Consider the following 24,781-nt stretch of genomic DNA (forward strand, 5'->3'; position numbering starts at 1 on the left):
TTCTTTTGGGGAAAAATCGTTTTACGATGGGATTGCTTATTATAGTGATAGGTATTTTATTGATTTTATTCAAGATGGATACTTTTGATTTTTTATTTGATTTTTCTTGGCCATTTATATTTTTACTTATATCAATCATCTTTCATGTTTTGTTTTTTATGAGAATATTTCCGTCAGGAATATTAATTCCAAGTGGGATTCTTGGCACCTATGGGTTGTTGTTTATATTTTTACATTTTACGCAGTGGGGTCATTTACAATATCTTTGGCCGGTATTTATTCTTGGAGTAGCGATAGGTTTGTTTGAGTTTTATGCATTGGATCGCAATCATGAAAAAGGTGTCCTTACAGCGGCAACTGTTTTAACAATTATTGCATGTGTCTTTTTTTCATTTACTCTTCTTTATACAGTTGGAATATATTTTATAGCGGTTGTTTTAATCCTTTTTGGGTTATGGATGATTTTGGGCAGAAAGTGAATTTAAAAACATTGCTTTTTATTGTTTCCCATAATATAATGTATTTAGCTTAAAGCGTCGGAGTATGTCCGACGCTTATTTTATGAAAAAAACAAACAATTTATGTAGGACTTATATAACAGATTGTTATTATACAGTGGAGGGAAAAAACAAAAATGTTTAACAGAGAAATGATCAGAAACATTGCAATTATTGCTCACGTTGATCACGGGAAAACGACTTTAGTGGATAAATTATTGCAGCAGTCAGGTGTTTTTCGTGAAAATGAAGCGATTCAGGATAGAATGATGGATTCAAATGACTTAGAGAGAGAACGCGGTATTACAATCCTTGCAAAAAATACAGCGATTGAATATAAAGATTATTTAATCAACATCGTAGATACACCAGGTCACTCGGACTTCGGTGGTGAAGTGGAACGAATTATGAAAATGGTTGATGGGGTATTGTTAGTTGTTGACGCATTTGAAGGGTGTATGCCTCAGACTAAATTTGTACTCAAAAAAGCTTTGGAGCAAAACTTAACACCTATCGTGGTTTTAAATAAAATTGACCGTCCAAATGCTCGTCCTGCAGAAGTGGTTGATGAAGTATTAGAGTTGTTTATAGAACTTGAAGCTTCAGATGAACAGTTGGATTTTCCTGTTGTTTATGCTTCAGCATTACAAGGGACTTCAAGTTTAGAGTCAGATCAACAAGAAGATAATATGCTTTCTATGTTTGACACGATTACCGAACATATACCTTCTCCAAAAGAGAGCGTAGAAGAACCTTTGCAGTTTCTTGTTACTTTAATGGATTATAATGAATATTTAGGTAGAATCGGAGTCGGACGAGTAAATCGCGGTAAGATTTCACAAGGTCAGGTTGTGACTGTTATCAATCGAGAAGGAAAACACAAACAAGCACGTATTGAAAAATTGTTTGGTTTTCAGGGATTAAAACGAGTTGAAATTCAAGAAGCTGGAGCGGGAGATATTATTGCCATCGCTGGTATCAAAGATATCAACATTGGTGAAACGATTGCAGATCCTGCAAATCCAGAAGCTCTTCCTGTGCTTAAAATTGATGAGCCAACACTTCAAATGACATTTTTAGTAAATAACAGTCCTTTTGCAGGTAAAGAAGGGAAGTTTGTAACGTCAAGTAAACTACGCGAACGTTTGTATAAAGAGATTGAAACTGATGTAAGTTTAAAAGTTGAAGATACAGACAGCCCAGATTCATTTATCGTATCGGGTAGAGGAGAGCTGCACTTAGGGATTTTAATAGAAAATATGCGCAGAGAAGGTTTCGAACTGCAGGTTTCAAAACCAGAAGTCATAATTAAAGAAATTGATGGTGTAAAATGTGAGCCTATGGAACACCTTTTAATTGATGTACCTGAGGAAAGCATGGGTGCAGTGATGGAAAGTTTAGGAACGCGTAAAGCAGAAATGCAGAATATGGTCAATAATGGAAATGGTCAGGTAAGACTTGAATTCATGATTCCTGCTAGAGGACTAATTGGGTATGGAACTGAATTTTTAACAATGACACGTGGATATGGAATTATGAATCACTCCTTTGAGCGTTATGCACCATTTGCTGGTCAGGGTGTTGGTGGAAGACAAAAAGGTGTATTGGTATCTACAGAAACTGGAGTAAGTAAACTTTATGGTATTTTGAATGTAGAGGATCGTGGAACTTTATTCTTAAAACCAGGTACTGAAATATACGAAGGTATGATTGTAGGAGAGCATACAAGAGACAATGATATCGTCGTGAATATTTGTAAAGAAAAAGCGCTGAACAACATTCGAACAGCCAATAAAGAAGAAACGGTGAAGATGAAAACACCTCGTATTTTTTCACTAGAGGAAGCGTTAGAATATTTGAATGAAGATGAGTACTGTGAGATTACACCGGAATCAATTCGTTTACGTAAAAAAATCTTAAATAAAAGTGAACGTGAACGCGCTGAGAAAAATCGCAAATTAGCTAAAGCTAATGCGTAATTTGTTTTAAAAACATGAATTGATAGTATCCCGAAAAGGTGATTGAAGTAGTCAGCATACTTCATATCACTTTTTTGGGCATAGTTTGATTGTCATTGTAAGGAGGATTTTAGATATGTTTTTATTCGCAGCTGAACCAATAGATATCCCACCCATTGATTGGGGTGCGTTTATCCAAAATCATTGGTATAAGTATATTATCATTTTTATCTGCCTTGTTTATGTGTTTAATAAGGTGTTCAGAGTGAAAAAGCTGCCCATTTTAAAAGATTTGATTATTTATTCCATTATTGCTTTATTTTCATTTATTTTATTAATTTTTGAAATCGATGTTGATTTACCTATTATTTTTAGTTTAATGGTTGCTGTCGGTCTTATGTTCACAGTTCGTATTCGATACTTTTTGGAAGATCGTAAAAAAAGAAAACCAGAATAAAAGTTATAAAAAGATAGGAATGTATGCTTATGAATTTACAGGATTCTCTTTTTAACTGGCTGCAAATGAAAGTAGTGTACAATGCAAGACCAGATGACAACTCTGCTTTAAAGACACTGGAATTTTTTGAAACCATCCTTACAGAAGATCACCATCTGACAAACATTACATTGGATTTATCAGATGATGAAATGATGTATTTGGTCACTTTTACTCAGGATGGGGAAGGTTTAACAAAAAAGTTTGATCGTGAGATAGTAGATCAGCTTTTGGAAGAAATCAATTCTAATCCAAAATATAATTAATCTGTATAGTTTGATGGATTTTCCTATGTTATAATTTACCTAAAAGTAAGAACTTTAAAGGAGGACCAGAGAATTGACAGATATATTGACTGAATTAAATGAACCGATATTATCACAACTCCAAAAAGAAAAACTTGTTTTACTACATACTGTAGATGAGGAAATAGGTTCACCAACTAGTAATGTAATCTCTTGGGTTCATGCAGTAAATGCTAAAACTGTTAGATTTGCTGTTGATCAACGCTCAAGAATTGTGAAAAACATAAAATTAAATAAGCATGTAGCGCTAACAACGTTCGCTTCTTCAACAGTGTACGAAATCGCTGGGTCAGCTGAAATTGTTACTGAAGCAATGGATGACGTACCTTTTAAGTTAGCTTGTATAGAAATAAAAGTTGAAGGCATTAGAGATGTAATGTTTTATGGCGCACGCATTTCTAATGAACCTGAATATGAAAAAACCTATGATAAAAGAGCAGCAGAAAAGCTAGATGGGCAAGTTTTTGATGCAATAAAAAAATGTTAAATCTACGGAGATTGGTTACTTAACCAGTCTCCGTTTTAACTTAGTTGGAAAGTATAATTTTCAACCAAGTTTAAGTATTATAAAGCTTAACTACTACATATAAGTCTATTATTAGGTTAACCATCTTATTATTTATTAAGGTTTGTGTTTTCTCTTTGAATCGTATTCTGTGGAAACTGTGGAATAACTCGTCCTACAATGTCGGCCAATTCTTCAGCAAAACCTGAAATGGGTTTTCCGTTCATAATATCATTTCGAATCTCTTTTATTCGCACATTTAAATCCATGTCAGCTGTAATCACAGCATTAGCACCGTAAGGATCCTTGCTTAATGCTTCAGCAACAGAATATTTAACAGAACCCACCTTAGACCTTTCTAAAGAGCCGTCAATGTCAATTCCAACTAAAGCTGTATCTCCTATCACTACAACATTTGCCCCATTCACCTCTGGAATAGAAAGGGTTAGTTTTTCTAATCTTGCAGCAATATCTTCTTGATTCAAATTGTTGTTTGTTTCCGAAGATTGCTCTTGTCTAACAGTCAGTTGTTCAGAGGATTGATCCGTTTGTTGATTACAACCTGAGACTAACATAATGAAACACATGAATAATAAAAAGGTTCTCATTTCCATCTTCCCTTCAGTGAATTTTCACATTACTTGCTAATGAAGGTATCCTTTGCAAGTAAAAGAAACTTTGAAAACGTATATATCATTTGTTTCTTTTAGTTTAGTTTGTCCTCTAGATTATTAACTATGTATTTTCTTACATTGATCTAAATTTAGCGGAGGAGATTATAATGAAAAAGATATATGTGTTAGATACGAATGTTCTTCTACATGATCCAAATGCATTGTTCAGCTTTTCGGAAAATGATGTGATAGTACCAGCAATTGTTTTGGAAGAAATCGACTCTAAGAAACGAAATGCAGATGAAATTGGACGAAATGCAAGGTATGTATCGAGATTGTTGGATGGATTTCGAGAAAAAGGTAAACTCCAAGAAGGAATCAGTTTAGAAAATGGCGGTCGTCTCAAGGTAGAATTAAATCATCTTAGTTTTATGAAAATGAAAAATACGTTTGCAGAAATCACAAATGACAATCGAATATTAGCTGTAGCGTTAAATTATAAATTGGAAGAGGAGGATAAACTCCACCCAAAATCAGTAGTACTGGTTAGTAAAGACACTTTGGTAAGAATTAAGGCGGATGTTTTAGGTATTAAAGCTGAGGATTTTTTATCAGATCGTTTTGAAAAAACAACGAATTATGATGGTTACAATACGATAGATATACATCCATCTATTATTGATGAGTTTTATACATTTCGTAATATAACGATTGATCATTTGAAATTTAAGAGAAGCCTGAATCCCCATGAGTTTGTTATTTTAAAAGATGAATTAGGGACTTCTAAATCTGCACTGTTAAAAGTAGATTCACAGGTGAAAAAATTAGAGGCATTGTATTTAAGTAATGATCCTATATGGGGAATTGCAGCTAGGAACGTCCAGCAAAGAATGGTATTAGAGCTGCTTTTAAATGATGATATTCCTCTAGTTACAATTACAGGGCGAGCAGGGACCGGTAAAACCTTATTGGCTCTAGCATCAGGTTTATTGAAAGTGGAAGATGAAAATAAATATAAAAAGTTGCTTATCGCAAGACCAGTTGTACCTATGGGTAAAGATATAGGATACCTCCCAGGGGAAAAAGAAGAGAAATTACGGCCATGGATGCAACCTATATATGATAATCTGGAATTTTTGTTTAATACAAAAAAATCTGGTGATTTAGATAAAATATTAGCGGGTTTAGGAAGTATTCAGGTTGAAGCATTAACATATATTAGAGGACGTTCTATCCCGAATCAGTTTATTATTATTGATGAAGCTCAAAATTTATCTAAGCATGAAGTGAAAACTATTCTATCTAGAGTGGGAGATGGAAGTAAAATTGTGTTGATGGGTGACCCTGAACAGATCGATCATCCATATCTCGATACATCTAGCAATGGATTAACCCATGTAGTTGAAAGGTTTAAACACGAGATAGTCAGTGGTCATATTACACTGAAAAAAGGCGAGAGATCTAACTTAGCTCAATTAGCAACAGATTTATTATAGGTGTACTTTTTGATTTGTTTTTGATTTTTTTTATGAAATACTTCCCAAAACATAATTCTTTCATATGATATTATAATTAATGAACTGGGCGGGTATAGGATATGAGATTAAAAAGTAAGGAAAAAATGAGAAAGATCACATTGAAACATTTAGAGGATATTCAAAAAGATTTAAATACCTCTAGGCACAAAATAAATATGACACGAAAGCAGTTCGATATGAATGTTCTAATTAAACAAATGTTAATTGATCGAAAATATTCAATCGTAAAAACGATGGATCAATTGGAGAAAAGAATTTCTAGATCGACTGAGATCTCAAGTATAGAAGGATTACTCAAAAGTAAAAAGACATTGCAGAAGTTACTCGATTCGTTAGACGAAGAACGGAATCACTCAGGTTAATGTATTGATGTATATAAAAAAGAATAGTCTCAGAAAGGATTATGGCGATCCATTTCTGAGACTATTAACTTTGTTTCCCTTTTTCTTATCCATAATAATAAACTACTTGTATTTAAGTGTGGATTCAACTTTGAATGAATTCTATTTGTCCATCATAAGCTTTGGAAATTCTCTCCATAAGCTCGTTTAAATGCTTTTCTACAGCATAGTAGGATGTATCATTAATACTGTACTCCGCTAATTTATGCTCTTCAATTTGATAGAGAGCTTGCTTTAAATTTGAAGCTTCAATTTGTGTGAAATAAAAAATACTTGAAAGATGCTCATATAAATATGTGTTTCCAAATTTGCTGGTAAAGCCAAAATCAGAAAAGTGAGTAGAAAGCTTGCTGCTTTCAGGTAATAACCACAGTTTTCCTATTTCATAATCGATTTTGAATTGCTCCATCACTTCTATTACAGGCTTTAATTCATCCTCAGAGTGGACAATGAGTACTTCTTTATCTCTATCAAACAAATTCGCTTTATTTGCCAATGCTTTTACAACTTGTGCATAATAACCAGGTATTTTTCCTTCAGGTAAATTCATAAAAACTGCATATTTAATCATATCAAATCTCCTTATGCTCTATCTTACTTTTCTATTATCCAATAAAACCTAATTTAACTCAATCTACATTTTTGTTATTATAGTAGTAAGTCTGGTTACTAGGGGAGAAACCAATGTTTAATCGTAAAGGTCTTTTTATGTTTATGGGTATGATATTAATCTCCTTCAGTATTGTGACTTTTATTGGAGGAACTGAACCAAATAATATAGCAGTGAATCAAAATGAAACAGATGAAGAAGAAAAACCGTATTCCACTCAAAGAGAATTTCAATCAACAAAAGTATTGGAGATCTCTGTATCATTAGGAGATAATCAACTACAATTATTACAGGAATTTAATGCTGAATTTGAGAAAAATCATAAGGGTGTAAATATCCGACTGAATAATGTTTCAGAAGATGAATCCTATGAACTTTACAAACAAGAATCACAAATTGGAATTTCATCGGATATTATGCTACTGGATAATGAATGGATTAATGAATTTGCAGCAAGTGGATATTTGATTCAAGTAGATGAAATTATTAATAGTATGAATGATCAGTTCCAGACTTTGTTGTTAGCGCAAACGAAATGGAATAGACATGACTGGGCAGTCCCTGTTGATTCTGATGTTTATGTAGTAGTATGGAACCCTAATTTAGTTGAAGACAGTGAAGAGATATTCCCTCCAGCAACTACAGCAGAATTTGTGGACATGATTTATCTTAACCCTGAGCAAGTGTATATCGATCAGAAAGATCCATTTAGTATGCTGCAGATTATAACGATCTTAAATGCAAAAAACGATCTGGAAGAAACGAATGAAGAAATACAATCTTTAGAAATTCAGTGGGATATCATAAGCAAATTTGCTTATTCTGAAGATGATCCTTGGGGATTATTAAATAATGGAGAAATTATGTTGATGATCACTAGCTTAAATGAAATAACTAAAAGTGTGGATTTTAACTATCATTATTCCCCTATTCAATTAGTAAAAGAAGCTGACTCTTTGGAATCACCTCTAATAGGAGGTTTTATTAAAGGAAGAAGTTTTGCGGTATCATCTAACACGAATGTTCAAAAAGAAGCTTTTGAATGGCTTCAAACGCTTCTTTTGGATGAGAAGTATTCTAACTTATTTACTGATCATTTAGTTGACAATTTAACTCTTAGTGCAATGAGTTTCTTAGCTCCAAGTCCGTATTTGCCACAGAATATAAGCCAATTCAACCAAGATATAGAACAACTGTATGGCACAGGTTCATCAACCTTCTTACCGCAATCAGAAATATGGAATTTAGATTGGTTGGAAAATAATATAATAACAAAAGAATAGATTAGTTATCTAGAAAGTTTAAAAATATTTTGAGATTTCCATCTCTTAAATCAATCTCTGTCGCCTCAATAAATGGGGCGATTTTTTTTGGATAAAAAGCTAAATCAAATTCCTCTTCTAAAGCTCTAATTGTTGTGTCTGGAAGGTTGTACTCGTTATAACGGAGTTCAGTCACTTGGAATTCGATGATGTTTTCTGGTTCAGACACGATTTTATATATACCTGATAATTTGATTTCGATTTGATCATTTGATCCTTGGGCGGTAATCATATTTTCTTGAAATGTAAATTCAAAGGGTTTAAACAAAGGATCTTGTGTTTTTAGAAAATCATTCAGTTCTGTGTCTGTAATTTGAAATACAAACTGTAATCCTTCAAGTTGTAGATGCTGTCGGTTATCTGTTAAGATATCTGGCAGGTTTTGCATTGCTTTTGCAAGGGCCTGGAAGTAATTTTTAAACACTGGTAATCCTTCACGTTCCCAATCCAACGTAAGTTGTTCGATTTGTTCTAGGATGGATTCTCCATCTTCTAGCTGACTTATTTCATCATCTAATTCCTTCTGTAAAGTAATTAGACGATCTTTTTCAAATAGATATGCTTTTTTAATTTCAAGCAGTTCCTGTTGGGTGGTTAATAATTCAAGCAACAAATTTTGAAGTTTATCATAGTCTTCCTGATAATTGTTTAAAATCTTCTGATCTCTTGATACAATGGCCTGCATAAATTCTAAAACAGTCAAAGCCTCGGATATGCTTTCACTTGAGAATAAAAGTTGGATAAGGTCGTCTCGTTCCCTCGTATAGTATTTTTTTAATATCTCTCCAGATTTTTCACGGCTTTGATCAGCTAATTGACGCTGCACTTCAATGCTGTTTTTTGTTTCAGTAATTTCCTGTGCGATATTTTCTTCCTTAATGGTTAGTCGGTCTAACTCTTGATCTATTTCAAAAATAGTTAATCCTTTTTCCAGCAGTTTTTTTGTTTCTTCTAAGTTTGTTTCATTCGTCTGCAAAGCATAAGCTAGATTTGAATAATATAAAAAAAGAAAGATACTAAAATTAAAAATAAGGATTTTTTTCAATAAATGCATAATTTCTCCCCCACATCTATCCTGCATATTATATCATTTATATGACCGCAATGATGATAAGATGATTGTCCAAATATAAATACCCATTTGAACCTAAACAAACAGATAGATCTGTTTTATTCGGTCCAAATGGGTGATTTTAAAGTTTTACGTTATTACATTCATTCTTGTATCGGTTTATTTCAGCCTTTGTATTTTCCATTCAGAATCCACCTTACTAATTGTGAATGTAAAACCACTCATAAGAGGTTGTTGGTGTGCAGCCTCTCTATTTACAGTTTCAAATAAGACACCCACATTAAAAGATTTTCCTGATTTATTTTTAAATTGTAAATCCTCAACTTGTAGAAAATGATACAGATTGTTTTTTACAAGTTCCCAGCCAGCTTCAGCATTCTTTTCAGAAGAAAATGTTGCACTAAACGTCTCCTTGTCCTTATCAAGGATTGCTTGTAGATTCTTATTTAGCAAGGATAGGATTTCTTGTTCAACGGAGTTGTCAGCGTAATTAGCATCTGGTATAGAGATTGCTTGCTCGAAAGTAATTTCCGGAACGTTGTTTAATTCATCTAGATAGGTAAAGAAATCGAAAAGTGATATGGTTTGGTCGGGTATATTAATCTGTGTGTCCGAACCGTTATCTATGTTTGATTGATGTTGAATTGATAATCCTAGTTCCTTTAGATTCAACTGAATATTTTGATTTGTAATTTCTCCATCTGCATTTAAGATGAAAGTAATTTTACTTAATTGTGAAATCTCGTTCTCTTCATTTTCATCTACTGAATAAGTTTCTAATTTTTGACTTATATTTGAATGCATTTCAGCTGGCAATGCACCCTCTAATTCTTTTAAGGTAAAATCCTTGAAAACTAGAAATAAGTCTTCTTGTGTTATTTCCATTTCGATCGTCTGTTCTTGAGACTCATTTTCAGAATCTATTTTGGAAAATTTTTCTGCATCAGATCTGTCGATTAGCTCTACTAAAAATTGTTGATATAATTCGCCAATATTAAGGTTTTCATTCATTGACAAATCAGATTTTTGAGCTTCAAAATATTCATCTTCAGGATTAATGAGCGGAATATTAAAAAATAATTTGTCATTTGCAACAATAATAGGTACATTTAAAGAGGTTTGATCGGATACAAATTCAGTATTTGCTTTAACTGAGTCACCTACGGCGCTACCATTCCAAGTGATTTTTCCATTTTCTAAAAAAGTTTGCAATAATGTATAAAATGGATTGGATTCATTTGAAGGCATTTGGATTTGTACCTCTGCTTCTCCACTAAATGTAGTCATAGAAGAATTGGTTTCATTCATCAATGAGGTTTTGACCTTCTCTTTAATTTCTTCATTTTCTGAGGTACAACCTGTAATGAATAATGTGATTAAAATAATGGTACTTAAAATAGATAGAAATGATTTGATTTGACTTGTTTTTTTCATGTATTATTTCTCCTTCTTTGTGTAATGAATCCACCTGTATGTACAGATATAATTATACCATAAGAACAGTGATTAGCGTGATAAAAAGCTTTTTAAAATGAAAGAAAGGATCCACAAAATGACTAATTTAGGATGCATGCCACTTGTAAACTTTATACAGAACCAAATTCAAAGTAGTGAATTTCAAGCTATTTCTTTTTATGAATATATGTCTATCTGTTTATATCATCCTGAGCATGGATATTATGTAAAGGATAAGAACAAAATTGGAAAGGAAGGCGATTTTTATACAAGTTCCTCTATTGGAACGATAATGGGTGGAACATTGGCAAAATTTATATCCAGACAATCAAAAAACATAGAAGGTCAGGAATTTAGTTTGGTAGAGTGGGGAGGAGGGACTGGTAGATTAACTAAACATGTGTTAGATGAATTGTATGAAAATCATAAAGATGTATATGATCTTATTCATTTTATTTCTATAGAGGAAAGTTCATTTCATAAACAATTACAGGCTGAGAACTTAGCTGAACATCAAGCGAAAGTACAGTTTTTAACAAATGAAGAATGGTTGAATATGGACTGTGATGAAAATGTAATTTTATATAGCAACGAACTTTTGGATGCATTTCCTGTTCATCGATTAATCTATGATCAAAAGGAAATTTATGAATTATTTGTAGGATGGAGTGAGAATGAGGGAAAATTTATTGAGAAATACATGAAATGTACGAACGAGGCTCTGTTATCATATGTACAGCAAGAAGGTTTAAGTCTGAATCAAGGGCAGAGGTTTGAAATAAATTTAGATGCAATGAATTGGTTAAAGAAACAGATGAAATCTTTAGAAAGTAAAAAGTTTGCAGTTATCATTACGATTGATTATGGGGATCTAAACAATGAAGTATATGCTTCTCATCGAATGGATGGTACTTTTATGTGTTATTACAAACATCTGGCTTCAGATAAGCCGTTTGATCATATTGGTGAGCAGGATATGACTTCTCATGTGAATTTCTCAACTGGAATTCGTACAGGGGAGAGTTTAGGCTTTAATGATTGGTCTTATATGACACAAAAAGAATTTTTAATTCAAAATGGAATTTTGGATCAATTGCAGCAGCATGATTTCACTGATCCATTTCATCCTACAGCTAAAAAAAACAGGGCGATTAGACAATTGCTGCTTAGTGATCAAATGAGTGAATTATTTAAAGTGCTTATACAAAAAAAGAATTATAAAAAGGGATAGCTGAAAAGCTATCCCTTATATATAACTTGTTCTAATAAGTAGGCATTTGAAAGAAAGACCAATAAGTAATTCCAATACCCGCTACTAATAAATAACCCCAGAAAATTAATATGTATGCTTTTTCAGATAAATTCATATATCCTAATAAAACAAAGACAGCCGTTTGAGCAAATGATATTAAAGCTAGCTCAACCATGTGACCAGCTAATGCCATTAAACCAATCGCCAAAGTCCAAAATCCTAAGACACGATACATTCTTGGCATACAGCATCCCCCTTTCCGTTTGCAAACTCACTCCAATATAACATAAATTATAATGTTTTTAAACAACCCTGTAAACTATACAAAATTGACGAAATTGTAAACATTTTTAGTCGTGATTCTTAAACTTATTCTTAAACTCTACACATTTTCTAATTAACATTAGCTAAGCTAGGGGTAATTGAGAAGTTTCTTCATTATGGGTTTTATGCCCAATGATTTTTTTATCATTGGACTTTGAAAAATGCTCTAATGTTACTTTGAAATATTTATTCACTTTTTTAGGTATTTATAGTTTGACCATATATTAAAAAAACATGTATGAGGTTGAAAAAAATTGGTAATACCAAATAGTATCAAACAAATAGATTCTATGAACTCTATTATAGGCATAAAGATAAAATAAGCGAACTTTGCCAAACAGATTGAAATTCACGATTAGGAGGTTTAACATGACAGCAGTAAGACAAGATGCTTGGACTCCGGATGACGATTTGATTTTAGCAGAAATCACATTGCGTCATATCCGAGAGGGAAGCACACAATTATCAGCGTTTGAAGAGGTAGGGCAGCGAATTGGAAGAACTGCAGCAGCATGTGGATTTAGATGGAATAGCTGTGTTAGAAAAAAATATGAAGCGGCAATTCAAATTGCTAAAGGACAAAGACAGAAAAGGAATCAAACTAAAAAAATAGAAAGTCCATCAACAGTATCTACTATTGATACAACCAATACAGAACCGGTTGTTGTAAAAGGGGAAACACCAAATTTAGAACAGGCTATTTCGATCGAGTCAGTCATACGATTTTTACGTCAATGGAAAACAACTTACCAAGAGTTAACTCAACAAATTAAATTTTTGGAAAAAGAGTTGCAGAAAAAAGAAGATATACTTATGGAAATCACTTCTGAAAATGAGCAGATTAAAAGAGAAGTAACAGAAGTACAGTCTGACTATAGAACTGTTAATGACGATTACAAAGCGTTAATTCAAATTATGGATCGGGCTCGTAAAATGGCGTTTTTAGCTGCTGAGGAAGAGGATGCATCTAAACCAAAGTTTAAAATGGATGCAAATGGAAACCTTGAAAGAATTGATTAATGTTCAAGTCAACAGGTCATTGAATAATCTTTTTAAAATACAAACTAAATGGTATATTAATGGGTAGTTACATTTGAAGAAGGTGACAAGATGAGGTTTTGTATTGTCGGTGGCGGCTCATTAGGTCTTTTATTGGCAGCAAAGTATACTCTAGCTAATATACCAGTAGTATTAATCACTAGAACCAAGGAACAAGCCAAAATCATAAGGAATTATGGGCTGCAGCTCAAAGAGGGAAACAATGAGCATGCAGCCAATTTTACATGTTATTCAATGGATGAGATGATTGCAAAACAGTTTGGTTTTCATTTCGATTGGATTTTTTTAATGGTTAAGCAACATCATATTAATCTATCATTAGCCCAGAATCTTTTGAAATTGATGAGTAAACATACAAATCTGCTTTGTTTTCAAAATGGAATTGGTCATGATCAAAAATTATCAGAAGTGATATCAAGTGATAAAATTTATATGGCAGTCACGACCGAAGCTGCAAAGAAAAGCTCTGACCGTAAGGTTATACATACAGGTAAAGGATATATTTGGACTGGACAAGCTGATTCAAAAACCAATTTTTCAAGAGAAAATGAAAAAAAATTAGTAAAATCGCTAAGTAATGCAGGATTTAACGCAAAAATGACGAACAATATGAGTAGAATAATTTGGAATAAGTTATTAATAAATTCAGTTATTAATCCATTGACTGCTATATTAAACGTCCCAAATGGGAAATTGCTTACTTCTTCAAACTGGCTGCAGTTGATGAAAGACTTGTTTGAGGAAGGTAAATTGGTAGCAAATAAATCAGGTATTATTATCGAAGAACAGCTGTGGGATCAGCTCATTGAAGTTTGTCATAAAACAGCAAGCAATTCTTCTTCTATGCTTCAAGATGTTCTAGCAGGAAGGGAGACCGAAATTGATATGATCAATGGAAGTCTGATTCGTTTAGCTTTGAATCATCAAATTGAAGTTCCCAATCATCAAGCAATATATCATATGGTTAAAGGGTTGACTGTTTTAAAGTCAAACCATTAAAAAAATTACTTTTATAACATAAGAATTTAAGTTTACAATGTAATGTTACAATTGGAGTTAATTATTTGTTGAAATTGCAGGTGAATTTTATGGGTTATATATTAAATGCAGTAGGGACAATTTATGCTATTTTATCATTACTTCCCTTCGTATCATTTGGTTTGTTATGGGTCGTTTTATATTTTAAATTTGAGAATAAAAAAAAGGCAACTAACTTGGCAATGGACTTTACAACACCTTTATTAATAGGGGCTGTTGCAGTAATGTACGACTTGATTTTTGAAAGTTCAAGTTTTGGCGGCATTTGGTTAATCATATTGATATTTTTGATCTTTGGTGGACTAATTGGGAATTTGCAAAATCGGTTGAAAGGTAAAGTACATATTAAGAAGTTGGTAAGGGTTATTTGGAGAATAGGCTTTTTGGTATTGAGCACTTCCTATATCCTGTTTTTATTTTTAGGAATTGGAATCTATTATGCGAATTTGTGAGAATTTTTTTAGTTCATGTTAGGTTGTTCTATTGGTGAGTTGATAGGCTTGAATATAAAGAAAAGTAGGAGTGTCCTCCTACTTTTTTATTGTTTTTTACTCTGTAATTACAATATCATAGTTAATGGTTAAAGTATCCCATGTGTATATAGATATCTCATATTCTGTACCAGGGTTAAGATTCATCGTTTTTTCATGAACGTTTCCATTTTGGGATGCCCAATCAACTCTTTCACCTGAAGCTGCTTCATATAGGACCCATGTGATAGCATCATCAGCACTTGAGGAAGTTAATGTAATCGTTGTTGTGCCACTTCCTGAAGCAGTAAAGTAATAATTCACACCAGCATTTGTACTGTCTAGAGTTCCAGTTTCATCAAGGATAATACCTGGAGGAGGTGTACTTCCAACTGTTATCGTTATTGTATCTGTATTCGAAGCTCCTTGGTCATCTGTAACAGTTAAAGAAACGTTGAAAGTTCCCTCTGAGACAAAGGAGTGAGTGGGATTTGTTTGAGTGCTTGTTGACCCATCATCAAAGTTCCATTCGTAAGACAAGATTGTTCCATCACTGTCAGACGAACGTTCTGCATTGAATGATATAGATTGACCTACATCAGCTGTTAATACTGAGCTTTCAGCAAAGGCAACAGGAGGATCATTTGTTATAACCGTTCCGCTTGAAATAGAAATTGTATAATCAACTACTGGATATCCTGCCCACGTATAAGCTATGATATAATAAGTGCCAGCAGGAAGATTTACGATATTATCTCTAAGCGGTCTAGCTACAACCACTCCATTTTCATCCTCAACTTCAACATTGAAATCTCCGCCAATGCTTGTCACATCAATTGTTACATCACCATTAGAAACAACATCAAATGTAAACCAATCTGTATGATCACCGGTATCTGCATCGAGAGTAGCATCGATATTGTCTTGGATTGAATCAGCGTCTGATTTTCTATTGTTAGGCTCAGATTCCACGTTTTCAGGGAGAACAATATCTCGAACAGTAACAGTAACTGAATCTGTATTCTCAGCTCCTTGATCGTCAGTGACAGTTAAAGAAATTTCATAAATTCCAGCATCTGAGAATGAATGTCTTGCAATTTCTCTCGAGCTAGTTGATCCATCATTAAAGTCCCATTGGTAAGATACGATTGTCCCATCATTATCGTGTGAAGAACTACCGTCAAATGTAACAATCTCTCCTATTTCAACAGCGGTTGGAACATCTGCAACAGCTACAGGCGAAATATTGTTCGGAGGTGTAATGTCTTCCCCAGTGTATAATCCATGGAAAACTAAATCGAATTGATAGTCACCATTAATTACTTGATAATCAACAAAATAACCTGACACCGTATTGTATCCGCTCCACAATCCTTCTAAGTTTGCTAAAGCTTGATTAATAAGGTTATCCATATCTAGCTTATCTGCATCTGCACCATTAGAACCATTGCCTCTGTAAGTTCCTCTTAATGTAAAAGTATCAAAGAATCGTGATGAATTGTCTGTAGAGATGGTAACGTTTGTTAAATTTAGTCCATTAATACTTGAGATATCATTCTCAATTGTAGCAAGAGACCTTAGTGAATGATTCGCCGTATAATCACCTGGAACTAACACTCTTGTAAATTCACCATTATTATAAGCTCGTATCATATCCTGTAGGTGTGCTTGGAAGTCAGCATTTAAAGTTGTATTTGCAGATAATTCATTCACATAGGCTTGATAGTTGACATTTGCTCTATCAGTATCAGTGTCAGATAAAATTTCACTGAATTCAGTGATGATATCAGCATATTGACCGTTGTTGTATCTCATAGCGAAATCAAAGAAAGCATAGAAGTAGTCGTATTCTGAAAATCCATACGTTCCATCTGCATTCAACACTTCTTCCACAGTGAAGTAACCAGTTTCAGTGGGAGGGGTAAGAATATCATTCATCATCGTTTCTCTACGCTCTATACTAGTTCTAGTGGAACCCGCTAAGTATTCAGCAATTCCTTCACCATACCATCTCAACCAATTGTTGTCCCAGAACAAGGGTGTTTCGTTGTAAATTCCAGAAATGATATATTTGCTCACTATAGCATGAGTATATTCGTGACGAAATAGTTCTTCCAACTTAAAGCTGCTGACTAGTGGAACTTCTCTATCATAAGTATAGAGAGTGCCATCTTGTTCTATATATTTTCCACCATTGTTAGTGCCGCCAATACCAAACATATACTCAGCGGAGTCGTACTGTGTTTTATTATTGTAGACAATTGCTGTTATAACATCATCAGCATTCCCAGTTCCATCTACTGGTACGTCCACACCAGCTAAACGGTGCATTTGAGCTTGAACTTCCTTTGCTGCCCAATATAATTCTTGGATTTTTTCATTCGGTACATTAGAACCCGCTCTTATAATAAAACTTCCATTATCAAAGGAGTACTCTTCAGGTAGATAAACTGATTCAAAATCTGCAGAAGGATCTTCTGTTAAGATTACGTTACCAGCAGCATCTTGACCGTTATGATTCCAATATAACCACACCCCTGCAAAATACTTTCTAGTATCCCATTCACCGTAACTATTGTAAGCACTAACTAGTTGGTTTAATGCGAAATCAGCATCTGTGTGTAATTGTCCCAAATTATCCCATTGAAGATACCACATAGTATCCTTTACTGCTTGTGACGTTACGTAATGTTCTTCAGCTTCAAATAAAATTCTTGTGATTTGCTCCATTAAATAATCTACACCAACATTAGATTCCCAGGGTCTATTATTATATAAATTTACATCTATTGCCTCAATCATTTGACTATATGCACTCAATCCATGTTCAAATCCGTCATTTTCAGCTGTATACACAGAGTAATAATAATCAAAATCATCTATAAAATCTCTTATCTTATGACCTAGCTTAGTATATAGTTCTGTTCCATTTCTAGGTGCATGGTAAAATAAATAAGATGTTTCCTCAAATAAATCTTTTGCTGCTTCACTATCATTAAAAGCTACACGTGGATTGTCTAAAATAGCAATAATTGCATCTGTCACTTTCGCTCTATAGTCTGTGTTATCTGTATAATTGATGGTAGGATCATCTGAAAGGTAAAAAGGGTAGTTAGCTAGACGAATTAAACTTGATAGTCCTGCGTCATTCGTCTCACTCCAGGAAGGAGCCTGAGAAACAATACCATCAAGTAGAGCTTCAGCTCGAGTTTGATCACTGTAAAAGCTAATAGCACTGTTTTGATCCGTTAGATCTTCAATGTCGTATGCACTATCTAAGTTATTGACTATATAACTAATTAATTCTATGTTAGTCATTCTTTCTAAATCTGAAAAAGTTGTTGTTGCTGAAATACTAACCTCTTTCTTTTCCGCAGCTGCCAAACTGTTTACCCCAGGGATTAATAAACAGAGTGCTAAGAATAAAATACTTGTTTTACTTAATATTTTCTTGAATGACTTCATAAAATTCCTCCTAATGTAATATTAAATCAAAAAAACCAACAAAAAGAAAACGCTTACATCATATGTTACTTTTTGGTTTGTATGAAATAAAGTCTTGCAGTATGATATTATTTCCAATAAAGTTTATAGATTTAGTCGGGTATTAACAAGAAAAATCACTGTGAATTTAATTATTTTAAAGAAATATACGATTCTAATGGTGTATAGTCATTGATAGGATGTAATCCAGTAATTTAGTGTTTTTATGTATGTTGTTCTTATAGTAGATGGAAGATAAAAAATTAGTTATTAAATGAGAGGAAACTAAAATGAATCATACGGCTAAACTATTTTCACACTTCATTATCACCTAATTTCAGTATAGTATAAAATGTCTAAAAATCTAATGGTATGACCTTATTATAAAATCATTCGACAATTTTTGCAATATATTATCGTAATTTTCAGAAATTATAGATTAAACTTCGGTAGAGGTTCCTTTGATATTTGAGAGGTGATACTTCAAGGAATATGAAAAGCAGGAGGGAGGTCCCTTCCTGCTTTTCATAACTATTTATGATGAAAGATGCCCTTCTATTCAAGAGGAGATTACAACTAATTTCACCTGATTAGGTTAGCTTTCAGCGGGAGATATAAAAACTCCCACTGAAAGCTTAATTAGCCTTAATCATGTTTACTCGACAATAATGTGATAATCAATTGTTGAGTTTTCCCAAGTATAAACAGAAATTTCATATTGGGTTCCAGGATTTAGATTCATAGTGTTAGAATGTACATTGCCGTTTTGAGATGCCCAATCTACTCTAGTCCCAGTATCTGCTTCATATAATACCCATGTAATCGCATCGTTTACACTTGAAGCCGTTAGTGTGATTGTAGTTGTACCGTTTCCTTCTGCAGTAAAGTAGTAGCTAACACCTGTATTATTACTATCTAATGTCCCTGTTTCTTCAAGGATTGCACCTGAAGGTGGAGGAGTATCTCCAACTGTAATCGTAATTGTATCCGTGTCTATAGCTCCCTCATTATCTGTAACAGTTAAAGTCACATTGTAAGTTCCTGCAGCAGTGAAAGTATGTCTTGTATTTTGACTTGTGCTAGTTTCCCCATCATTAAAATTCCATTCATATGAATCTATTGTCCCATCACTATCGGTAGAACCATCTCCAAAGAATGTGATCTGTTCACCAACTTCTGCAGTTGTTGTTGAACTTTCCGCGAGGGCTATAGGTGCATTGTTAGTAGAACCACCACCACCGCCTGTAACAGTGATCGTATAATCAAGAGCAGGATATCCGGACCATGTATATGCGATAATGTAGTAAGTTCCTGCTGCTAAATTTGCTGTGGCATCTCTTAATGGACGAGCTACAACAGTACCGCTTGGATCCTCAACTACAACATTGTAATCTGGACTAGTGCTGGTAACGTCTATGGTTACATCACCACTAGAACTAACATCAAAGGTAAACCAATCTGTGTGGTCACCTGTATTTGCGTCAAGGTGGGCATTGATACTACCCTCGATTAGATTCGCTTCTGATCTTCTATTATTAGGTTCAGTTTCTTCATCACCTGAAGGAGGTGGATTATCTCCCACTGTAATCACTATTGTATCCGTATCTGTTGCACCTTGGTCATCAGTCACGGTTAAAGTGACAGTGTAAACACCTTGGGCAGAGAAAGAGTGAGTTGGGTTTTGTCGAGTGCTTGGATTAGATCCATCATCAAAGTTCCATTCATATGATGCGATTGTACCATCGTTATCGCTAGAACCACTTCCATCAAACGATACTGTCTCACCCACATTTACAGTTGTAAGGGAAGCAGTTGCAACTGCCACAGGTGAAATATTGCCAGGAGGTGTAGTATCTTCCCCAGTATATAATCCATGGAAAACTACATCAAACTGATAATCTCCGCCAACAGTAGTGTAATCTACGAAGTATGCTGTAACTGTGCTGTAACCACTCCATAAATTACTATTTTCCAAATCGATTAAAGCGTTATTGATCGTTGTGTTCATTGCATTGACATCTGCTGCTTGCCCATTAGAACCATTACCACGGTAAGTTCCAGTTAAAGTAAATGTGTCAAAAAATCTTGACGTATTATCTGTAGTAATATTCACATTAGATAAGTTGATCTCATCAGTAATATCATTTTGAATCGTTGATAAGGAGCGCTCTACATGGTTCTGCACATAATCGTCTGGTACTAGAACTGTTCTATAATCTCCTCTTTGGTAAGCTAAAAGTATGTCGTCTAAATGATTTTGATAGTCCCTATTGAACGCTGTGTCTCTAGAGAGATCATCCACATAATTTGTGAAATTTTGCAATCTTGTAGTTTCATTTACATTTGCAGTAATGATCTCGATAAAATCATCTAAAACATAACGATATTCTCCGTTGTTAAATTTAGTTAAAAAGTCGAAAAACGAATAATAATAGTCATAGTAATCAAAAAAGTCTGCTACTTCAAAATCAGGGTGAAGAATTTCATCTACTGTAAAAAATCTGCCTAATGGAGGGTTTTCTATATCTGCAAATTGTGTTTCTCGACCTTCAACAGCTACTCTAGTCGCTCCTGCTAAATGTTCTGCAATCCCTTCACTGAACCATACAAAATAATCAGTATCATAGTCAGTTAATGGAGTATCACCATTTAGACCCGGAACAAGGTATTTGCCAGCTAAATAATGTGTGAATTCATGTCTGAATAACTCTTCAAACTCTAAAGCGCTGTCAGTTGGTACAACTCTATCATAGGAGTTAAATCTACCAGCAAAATCATAGTATATCCCACCTGAGCTCACTCTTGAATAATAACCATCTGTTGAATGAGTAAAGTATAAATTAGCTTGATATTCATTTCTGTTATTAAATACTACAGCTGTTAATGTATCATCTGGATTGCCATACCCATCAACTGGAGAAACTGTGCCAGCTAAACGGAAGAACTGAGACTGAACTTCTTTAATAGCCCAATAACTTCTTTGAATTTTTTCTTGTGAAATATCTCCACCAGCGATGATCGTGATTTCACCATCATCAAAAACATACTCTTCAGGAAGGAATCGGTCCATATAATCAGGAGTGGGATCACTCACTCTATTACCATAAACATCTTGACCATAAATATCATGAAGGAAGTATTCTAAATAGTATCGTTTCCAGGTCCATTGACTTTGAGCATTGTGAGCGTCTGTAATGGTTTGATGACCAAAGTTTCTATCTTGATGATTCCCAAACAACCAGTTAACATCCTCAACATACCAAAGTAAAGTGTCTGTTAAAGAAGCAAATTGAAAATGGTCATTCGTGTTAAACAAATAACTTGACATTTCTTCTAACATATAGTCCATAGCGTTACTTTGCCCAGGTTGGAAATATTCGATTGGTTGAATCAATTGACTGATGATTTCAGTATATAGATCCTGACTATCATTTAATAATGCTTCTTCGTCAGAATAAATTACGGCAATATCAGTATAGTAATCCACATTATTCATATAGTCGTTATATAAATCTCCCACAGCATAGAAGAAATCTGTAGTAGGGTTAGCAAATTGGAATTTATCTATGATTACGCGTATTAAATCATGATCTACTTCAGATCTTCCCAATGATACATTTGAATTGTTTAAAGTAGAAGCTAATATGTTAGCGAAATCAGCTGACCCGTTGTTAGTTATTAGGTAATCTAATGATGGATCATCAGTTACCCAGGCAGTATTTAATCCTTGAGCTAAGACATTAATTAATGCAGTTAACCCAGCATCGTTAGATGATGTCCAGCGATAAGACTGCTCTAATACTGCGTCATACAATGCATTAATTCGATTAGAATCTGAGTAAAATGAAATAGCACTACTATTAAATGACCAAAAATCAGTAATATCATCATTAGCATCTACAATGTCGTTGATTAAGAAATCGATCATATCCGCATTGCTCATTCTTTCAAGATCAGCAAAGGTTGTCGTCGCAGAAATGCTTACAACCTTTTTTTCCTCTGCAGCAAAGCTGTTTACACCAGGGATTAGTAAACATAAAGCTAAGAATAAAATACTTGTTTTGCTTATTATTTTTTTGAATGATTTCATGTAATACCTCCATTTAATAAATATAAATTCCAATTAGACTTAGACAAAAGTAAACGCTTACATCACTTGGAAGGTATTTAATCAAATGAGTGAAATCAAATTGTTGTTGAAATATGATTTTGTTAGGAAAAAACAAATTTATAGATTTTTAGTAGTCATATATTGGTATTGGTTGCTAGAAAAAATGAGATAATAAATTAAAAGTTGCTAGAATGATTGGATAAAAAGTGTAGGGATTAATTCATTATAAAAGTAATTTGTTATTATGTAGGAATTCTATAAATTTTGAAGTAAACAAATTATGAATTGTTATTTGAGGGTAGTTAAAGCTTGAATCATATATACAACAAATATCATTCACTATCGTAAGAATCTCACCTTCCTTTCTTTAGTCGTTTAGTGTGTAAAAATCTAAATGTTATAATGTCTAAAAATCTAATGGTATGACCTTATTATAAATTGCTGTGGTCACTTTTGCAATAAAAAATTTGTCTACTGGTTTGAGAATTTCAGGTCATATTTCATTAAATAGCTAGTGAGTTTTTACTAGTTTATTACTTTTTTTCATTTTTCACTTGAAGCCAATGTATATAACGTGTAAAATCAGAGTTGCTTTAACATTATATAATTCAAATATTGGAGGTCAGTTCATGAAAACTGAACCCTATTACATAGAGCCTAATCAACCGTTAACAAATGATTATTTGAATCGTTTCGAACGGGTGAAGGATTTATATGATTTTAACCCATGGGATGATCATTCTAGTTCAGAACGATTGGAATGGCTTGAAAAGAACTCTCATTTGAAAGTAAACCGTGCAGATCTCTCAGCATGTTTAAAATATTATAATCAGAAAATAGGGAACACTGAATCAGCATTTCAAAACATAGAATCTTTAAAAGAAAAGGAAACATTAGTTGTAGTTGGTGGACAGCAAGCGGGTTTATTTTCAGGTCCTCTGCTTACCATTTATAAAGTTGTTACGATTATTAAACAAGCACGAGAAGCATCCAGTAAGTTGAATCGGACGGTTGTACCTGTATTTTGGATCGCGGGTGAAGATCATGATTTGGATGAAGTGAATCATATACAATATTTGTCTTCTGACATGAAGTTGAAAAAATTTAAAATCGAAGCGTCTGAACAAACTAAGGCACCGATTAGTGATTTGAAGTTTCACTTAGATGAGTGGAAGAAAGCATTAGGTATTATAGATGAAGAACTAATTGAAACAGAGTTTAAAAAAGGGATTATGGATCGATTAGATACAATCGTAGAAACTTCTGATACATTAGTGGATGTCTTTGCAAAAATGATGATTTGGTTATTCGGCCATTCTGGTTTGATTTTGCTCGATTCTAATGATGCCATGTTACGTCAACTTGAAGTACCTATGTTTGATAAGATGATTAAGCAAAATGCTCTTCTGAATGAAACTATTATTCATGGGAAAGAGCAAGTTGAATCACTTGGATATGTGCCACAAGCTGATATGAATGAACTTCAATCCAATTTGTTTTATATCCATCAACGTGAAAGATTGCTATTGAAACGTACTAATCAGGGAATTTATACAGATAAAAATCATAAAGTTTTATTTTCTGAAGAAGAGTTGATTCAAGAATTAAAATCGCACCCAGAACGTTTTAGCAATAATGTCTTCACTCGTCCTCTTATGCAGGAGTATTTACTTCCTGTATGGTCTACTGTATTAGGACCAAGTGAAATTGCTTATTGGGGGTTGTTAAAGGCAAGTTTTCATTTGTTTGATATGAAACTTCCAATCATTCAACCACGTTTTGAGTATACGATTTTAGAAAGTACGATTCAAAAACATATGAACAAGTATGATCTAACTTTGGAAGATGTCACGGATCATTTTAAGGATAAAAAAAAGGAATGGTTGGTAGGACAGGATGAGGTCAATATCGAACAGCAATTCAAACAAGTAAAAGAGAGCTTTGAAAACTTGTATGAACCTATTTTATCAACAGTTGAGAATATTAATCCAGGGTTGTTAAAGCTCGGTCTTACAAATAAACAAAAAATTATAGATCAGATTAGCTTTTTAGAAAAACGATCCATAAATGCATTTGAATCACAACATGACGCTTCAATTCGCCAGTTGGATCGTATTGGATTATCCATTAAACCAATAGAAAAACCACAAGAAAGAGTATATAATATTGTTACCTATGTAAATAAATATGGTTTTGATTGGTTGCAGACATTAATTGAACAACCAATTGAAGAGAAAAACATACATTCAATTATTTATTTGCCTTAAATAA

At 33.5% G+C, this 24,781-nt stretch carries 20 protein-coding genes; 13 read left to right on the plus strand and 7 right to left on the minus strand.

The genetic code is table 11. The features are described 5' to 3' along the window. Positions 1-5: 5 nt before the first annotated feature. The 5 genes from Q5Y73_RS03330 to Q5Y73_RS03350 all read left to right on the plus strand — a co-directional run bounded on the left by Q5Y73_RS03330 (position 6) and on the right by Q5Y73_RS03350 (position 3,743). A complete protein-coding gene (locus tag Q5Y73_RS03330) occupies positions 6-479 on the plus strand; it encodes a hypothetical protein (RefSeq protein WP_305990415.1) in 474 nt (157 codons plus the stop codon). 155 nt (positions 480-634) lie between these two features. Beyond that, positions 635-2,476, plus strand: a complete 1,842-nt coding sequence (typA, locus tag Q5Y73_RS03335) for a translational GTPase TypA (protein WP_305990416.1) — start codon at positions 635-637, stop codon at positions 2,474-2,476. A 115-nt stretch (positions 2,477-2,591) separates the two neighbouring features. Then, positions 2,592-2,912, plus strand: a complete 321-nt coding sequence (locus tag Q5Y73_RS03340; RefSeq protein WP_305990417.1) for a YlaH-like family protein — start codon at positions 2,592-2,594, stop codon at positions 2,910-2,912. Positions 2,913-2,941: 29 nt separating this feature from the next. Further along, positions 2,942-3,217: a hypothetical protein gene (locus tag Q5Y73_RS03345; protein ID WP_305990418.1), complete on the plus strand. Its 276-nt coding sequence runs from the start codon at positions 2,942-2,944 to the stop codon at positions 3,215-3,217. Between the two features lie 73 nt (positions 3,218-3,290). After that, complete coding sequence (locus Q5Y73_RS03350; protein ID WP_305990419.1) at positions 3,291-3,743, plus strand: pyridoxamine 5'-phosphate oxidase family protein; 453 nt, start codon at positions 3,291-3,293, stop codon at positions 3,741-3,743. Between the two features lie 128 nt (positions 3,744-3,871). Here the strand turns inward: Q5Y73_RS03350 and Q5Y73_RS03355 are convergent, their stop codons facing one another. Beyond that, positions 3,872-4,369: a YhcN/YlaJ family sporulation lipoprotein gene (locus tag Q5Y73_RS03355; protein WP_305990420.1), complete on the minus strand. Its 498-nt coding sequence runs from the start codon at positions 4,367-4,369 to the stop codon at positions 3,872-3,874. Positions 4,370-4,542: 173 nt separating this feature from the next. Here Q5Y73_RS03355 and Q5Y73_RS03360 point away from each other — a divergent pair, with 173 nt between their 5' ends. After that, positions 4,543-5,871 (plus strand): PhoH family protein, encoded by a 1,329-nt coding sequence (locus Q5Y73_RS03360; RefSeq protein ID WP_305990421.1) that lies wholly within the window; start codon positions 4,543-4,545, stop codon positions 5,869-5,871. 101 nt (positions 5,872-5,972) lie between these two features. Next, positions 5,973-6,275, plus strand: a complete 303-nt coding sequence (locus tag Q5Y73_RS03365; protein ID WP_305990422.1) for a hypothetical protein — start codon at positions 5,973-5,975, stop codon at positions 6,273-6,275. 124 nt (positions 6,276-6,399) lie between these two features. Here Q5Y73_RS03365 and Q5Y73_RS03370 read toward each other — a convergent pair whose 3' ends face one another. Next, entirely contained in the window at positions 6,400-6,885 is a 486-nt protein-coding gene (locus tag Q5Y73_RS03370; RefSeq protein ID WP_305990423.1) for a hypothetical protein, read from the minus strand. A gap of 113 nt (positions 6,886-6,998) precedes the next feature. On the opposite strand from Q5Y73_RS03370, the gene Q5Y73_RS03375 reads away from it, so the two are divergent. Further along, a complete protein-coding gene (locus tag Q5Y73_RS03375) occupies positions 6,999-8,207 on the plus strand; it encodes an ABC transporter substrate-binding protein (RefSeq protein ID WP_305990424.1) in 1,209 nt (402 codons plus the stop codon). Position 8,208: 1 nt separating this feature from the next. On the opposite strand, the gene Q5Y73_RS03380 is transcribed toward Q5Y73_RS03375, so the two are convergent. Then, positions 8,209-9,300 carry a coiled-coil domain-containing protein gene (locus Q5Y73_RS03380; RefSeq protein WP_305990425.1) on the minus strand — a complete coding sequence of 364 codons (1,092 nt, stop codon included), beginning with the start codon at positions 9,298-9,300 and terminating at the stop codon, positions 8,209-8,211. A 177-nt stretch (positions 9,301-9,477) separates the two neighbouring features. Then, a complete protein-coding gene (locus Q5Y73_RS03385) occupies positions 9,478-10,752 on the minus strand; it encodes a hypothetical protein (RefSeq protein ID WP_305990426.1) in 1,275 nt (424 codons plus the stop codon). Between the two features lie 118 nt (positions 10,753-10,870). Here Q5Y73_RS03385 and Q5Y73_RS03390 point away from each other — a divergent pair, with 118 nt between their 5' ends. Further along, complete coding sequence (locus tag Q5Y73_RS03390; protein WP_305990427.1) at positions 10,871-12,004, plus strand: class I SAM-dependent methyltransferase; 1,134 nt, start codon at positions 10,871-10,873, stop codon at positions 12,002-12,004. Positions 12,005-12,035: 31 nt separating this feature from the next. Here the strand turns inward: Q5Y73_RS03390 and Q5Y73_RS03395 are convergent, their stop codons facing one another. After that, a complete protein-coding gene (locus Q5Y73_RS03395; RefSeq protein ID WP_305990428.1) occupies positions 12,036-12,269 on the minus strand; it encodes a DUF2626 domain-containing protein in 234 nt (77 codons plus the stop codon). A 449-nt stretch (positions 12,270-12,718) separates the two neighbouring features. Here Q5Y73_RS03395 and Q5Y73_RS03400 point away from each other — a divergent pair, with 449 nt between their 5' ends. The 3 genes from Q5Y73_RS03400 (at position 12,719) to Q5Y73_RS03410 (ending at position 14,898) form a co-directional block, all read left to right on the plus strand. Beyond that, on the plus strand, positions 12,719-13,369 hold the full coding sequence (locus tag Q5Y73_RS03400; protein WP_305990429.1) for an RsfA family transcriptional regulator: 651 nt from the start codon (positions 12,719-12,721) through the stop codon (positions 13,367-13,369). Positions 13,370-13,459: 90 nt separating this feature from the next. After that, on the plus strand, positions 13,460-14,407 hold the full coding sequence (locus tag Q5Y73_RS03405) for a ketopantoate reductase family protein (protein WP_305990430.1): 948 nt from the start codon (positions 13,460-13,462) through the stop codon (positions 14,405-14,407). Between the two features lie 89 nt (positions 14,408-14,496). Continuing rightward, a complete protein-coding gene (locus Q5Y73_RS03410) occupies positions 14,497-14,898 on the plus strand; it encodes a DUF3397 domain-containing protein (protein WP_305990431.1) in 402 nt (133 codons plus the stop codon). Positions 14,899-14,994: 96 nt separating this feature from the next. Here Q5Y73_RS03410 and Q5Y73_RS03415 read toward each other — a convergent pair whose 3' ends face one another. Beyond that, positions 14,995-18,381, minus strand: coding sequence for a PKD domain-containing protein (locus tag Q5Y73_RS03415; RefSeq protein ID WP_305990432.1), 3,387 nt, complete (start codon positions 18,379-18,381; stop codon positions 14,995-14,997). A gap of 673 nt (positions 18,382-19,054) precedes the next feature. Continuing rightward, complete coding sequence (locus Q5Y73_RS03420; protein ID WP_305990433.1) at positions 19,055-22,489, minus strand: PKD domain-containing protein; 3,435 nt, start codon at positions 22,487-22,489, stop codon at positions 19,055-19,057. 650 nt (positions 22,490-23,139) lie between these two features. Here Q5Y73_RS03420 and bshC point away from each other — a divergent pair. Beyond that, positions 23,140-24,777: a bacillithiol biosynthesis cysteine-adding enzyme BshC gene (gene bshC, locus Q5Y73_RS03425; RefSeq protein WP_305990434.1), complete on the plus strand. Its 1,638-nt coding sequence runs from the start codon at positions 23,140-23,142 to the stop codon at positions 24,775-24,777. The last annotated feature ends 4 nt before the right edge of the window (positions 24,778-24,781 follow it).

Origin of the sequence: Chengkuizengella axinellae (assembly GCF_030730905.1) — a bacterium.
GTDB classification, from domain to species: Bacteria; Bacillota; Bacilli; order Paenibacillales; family KCTC-33759; genus Chengkuizengella; species Chengkuizengella axinellae.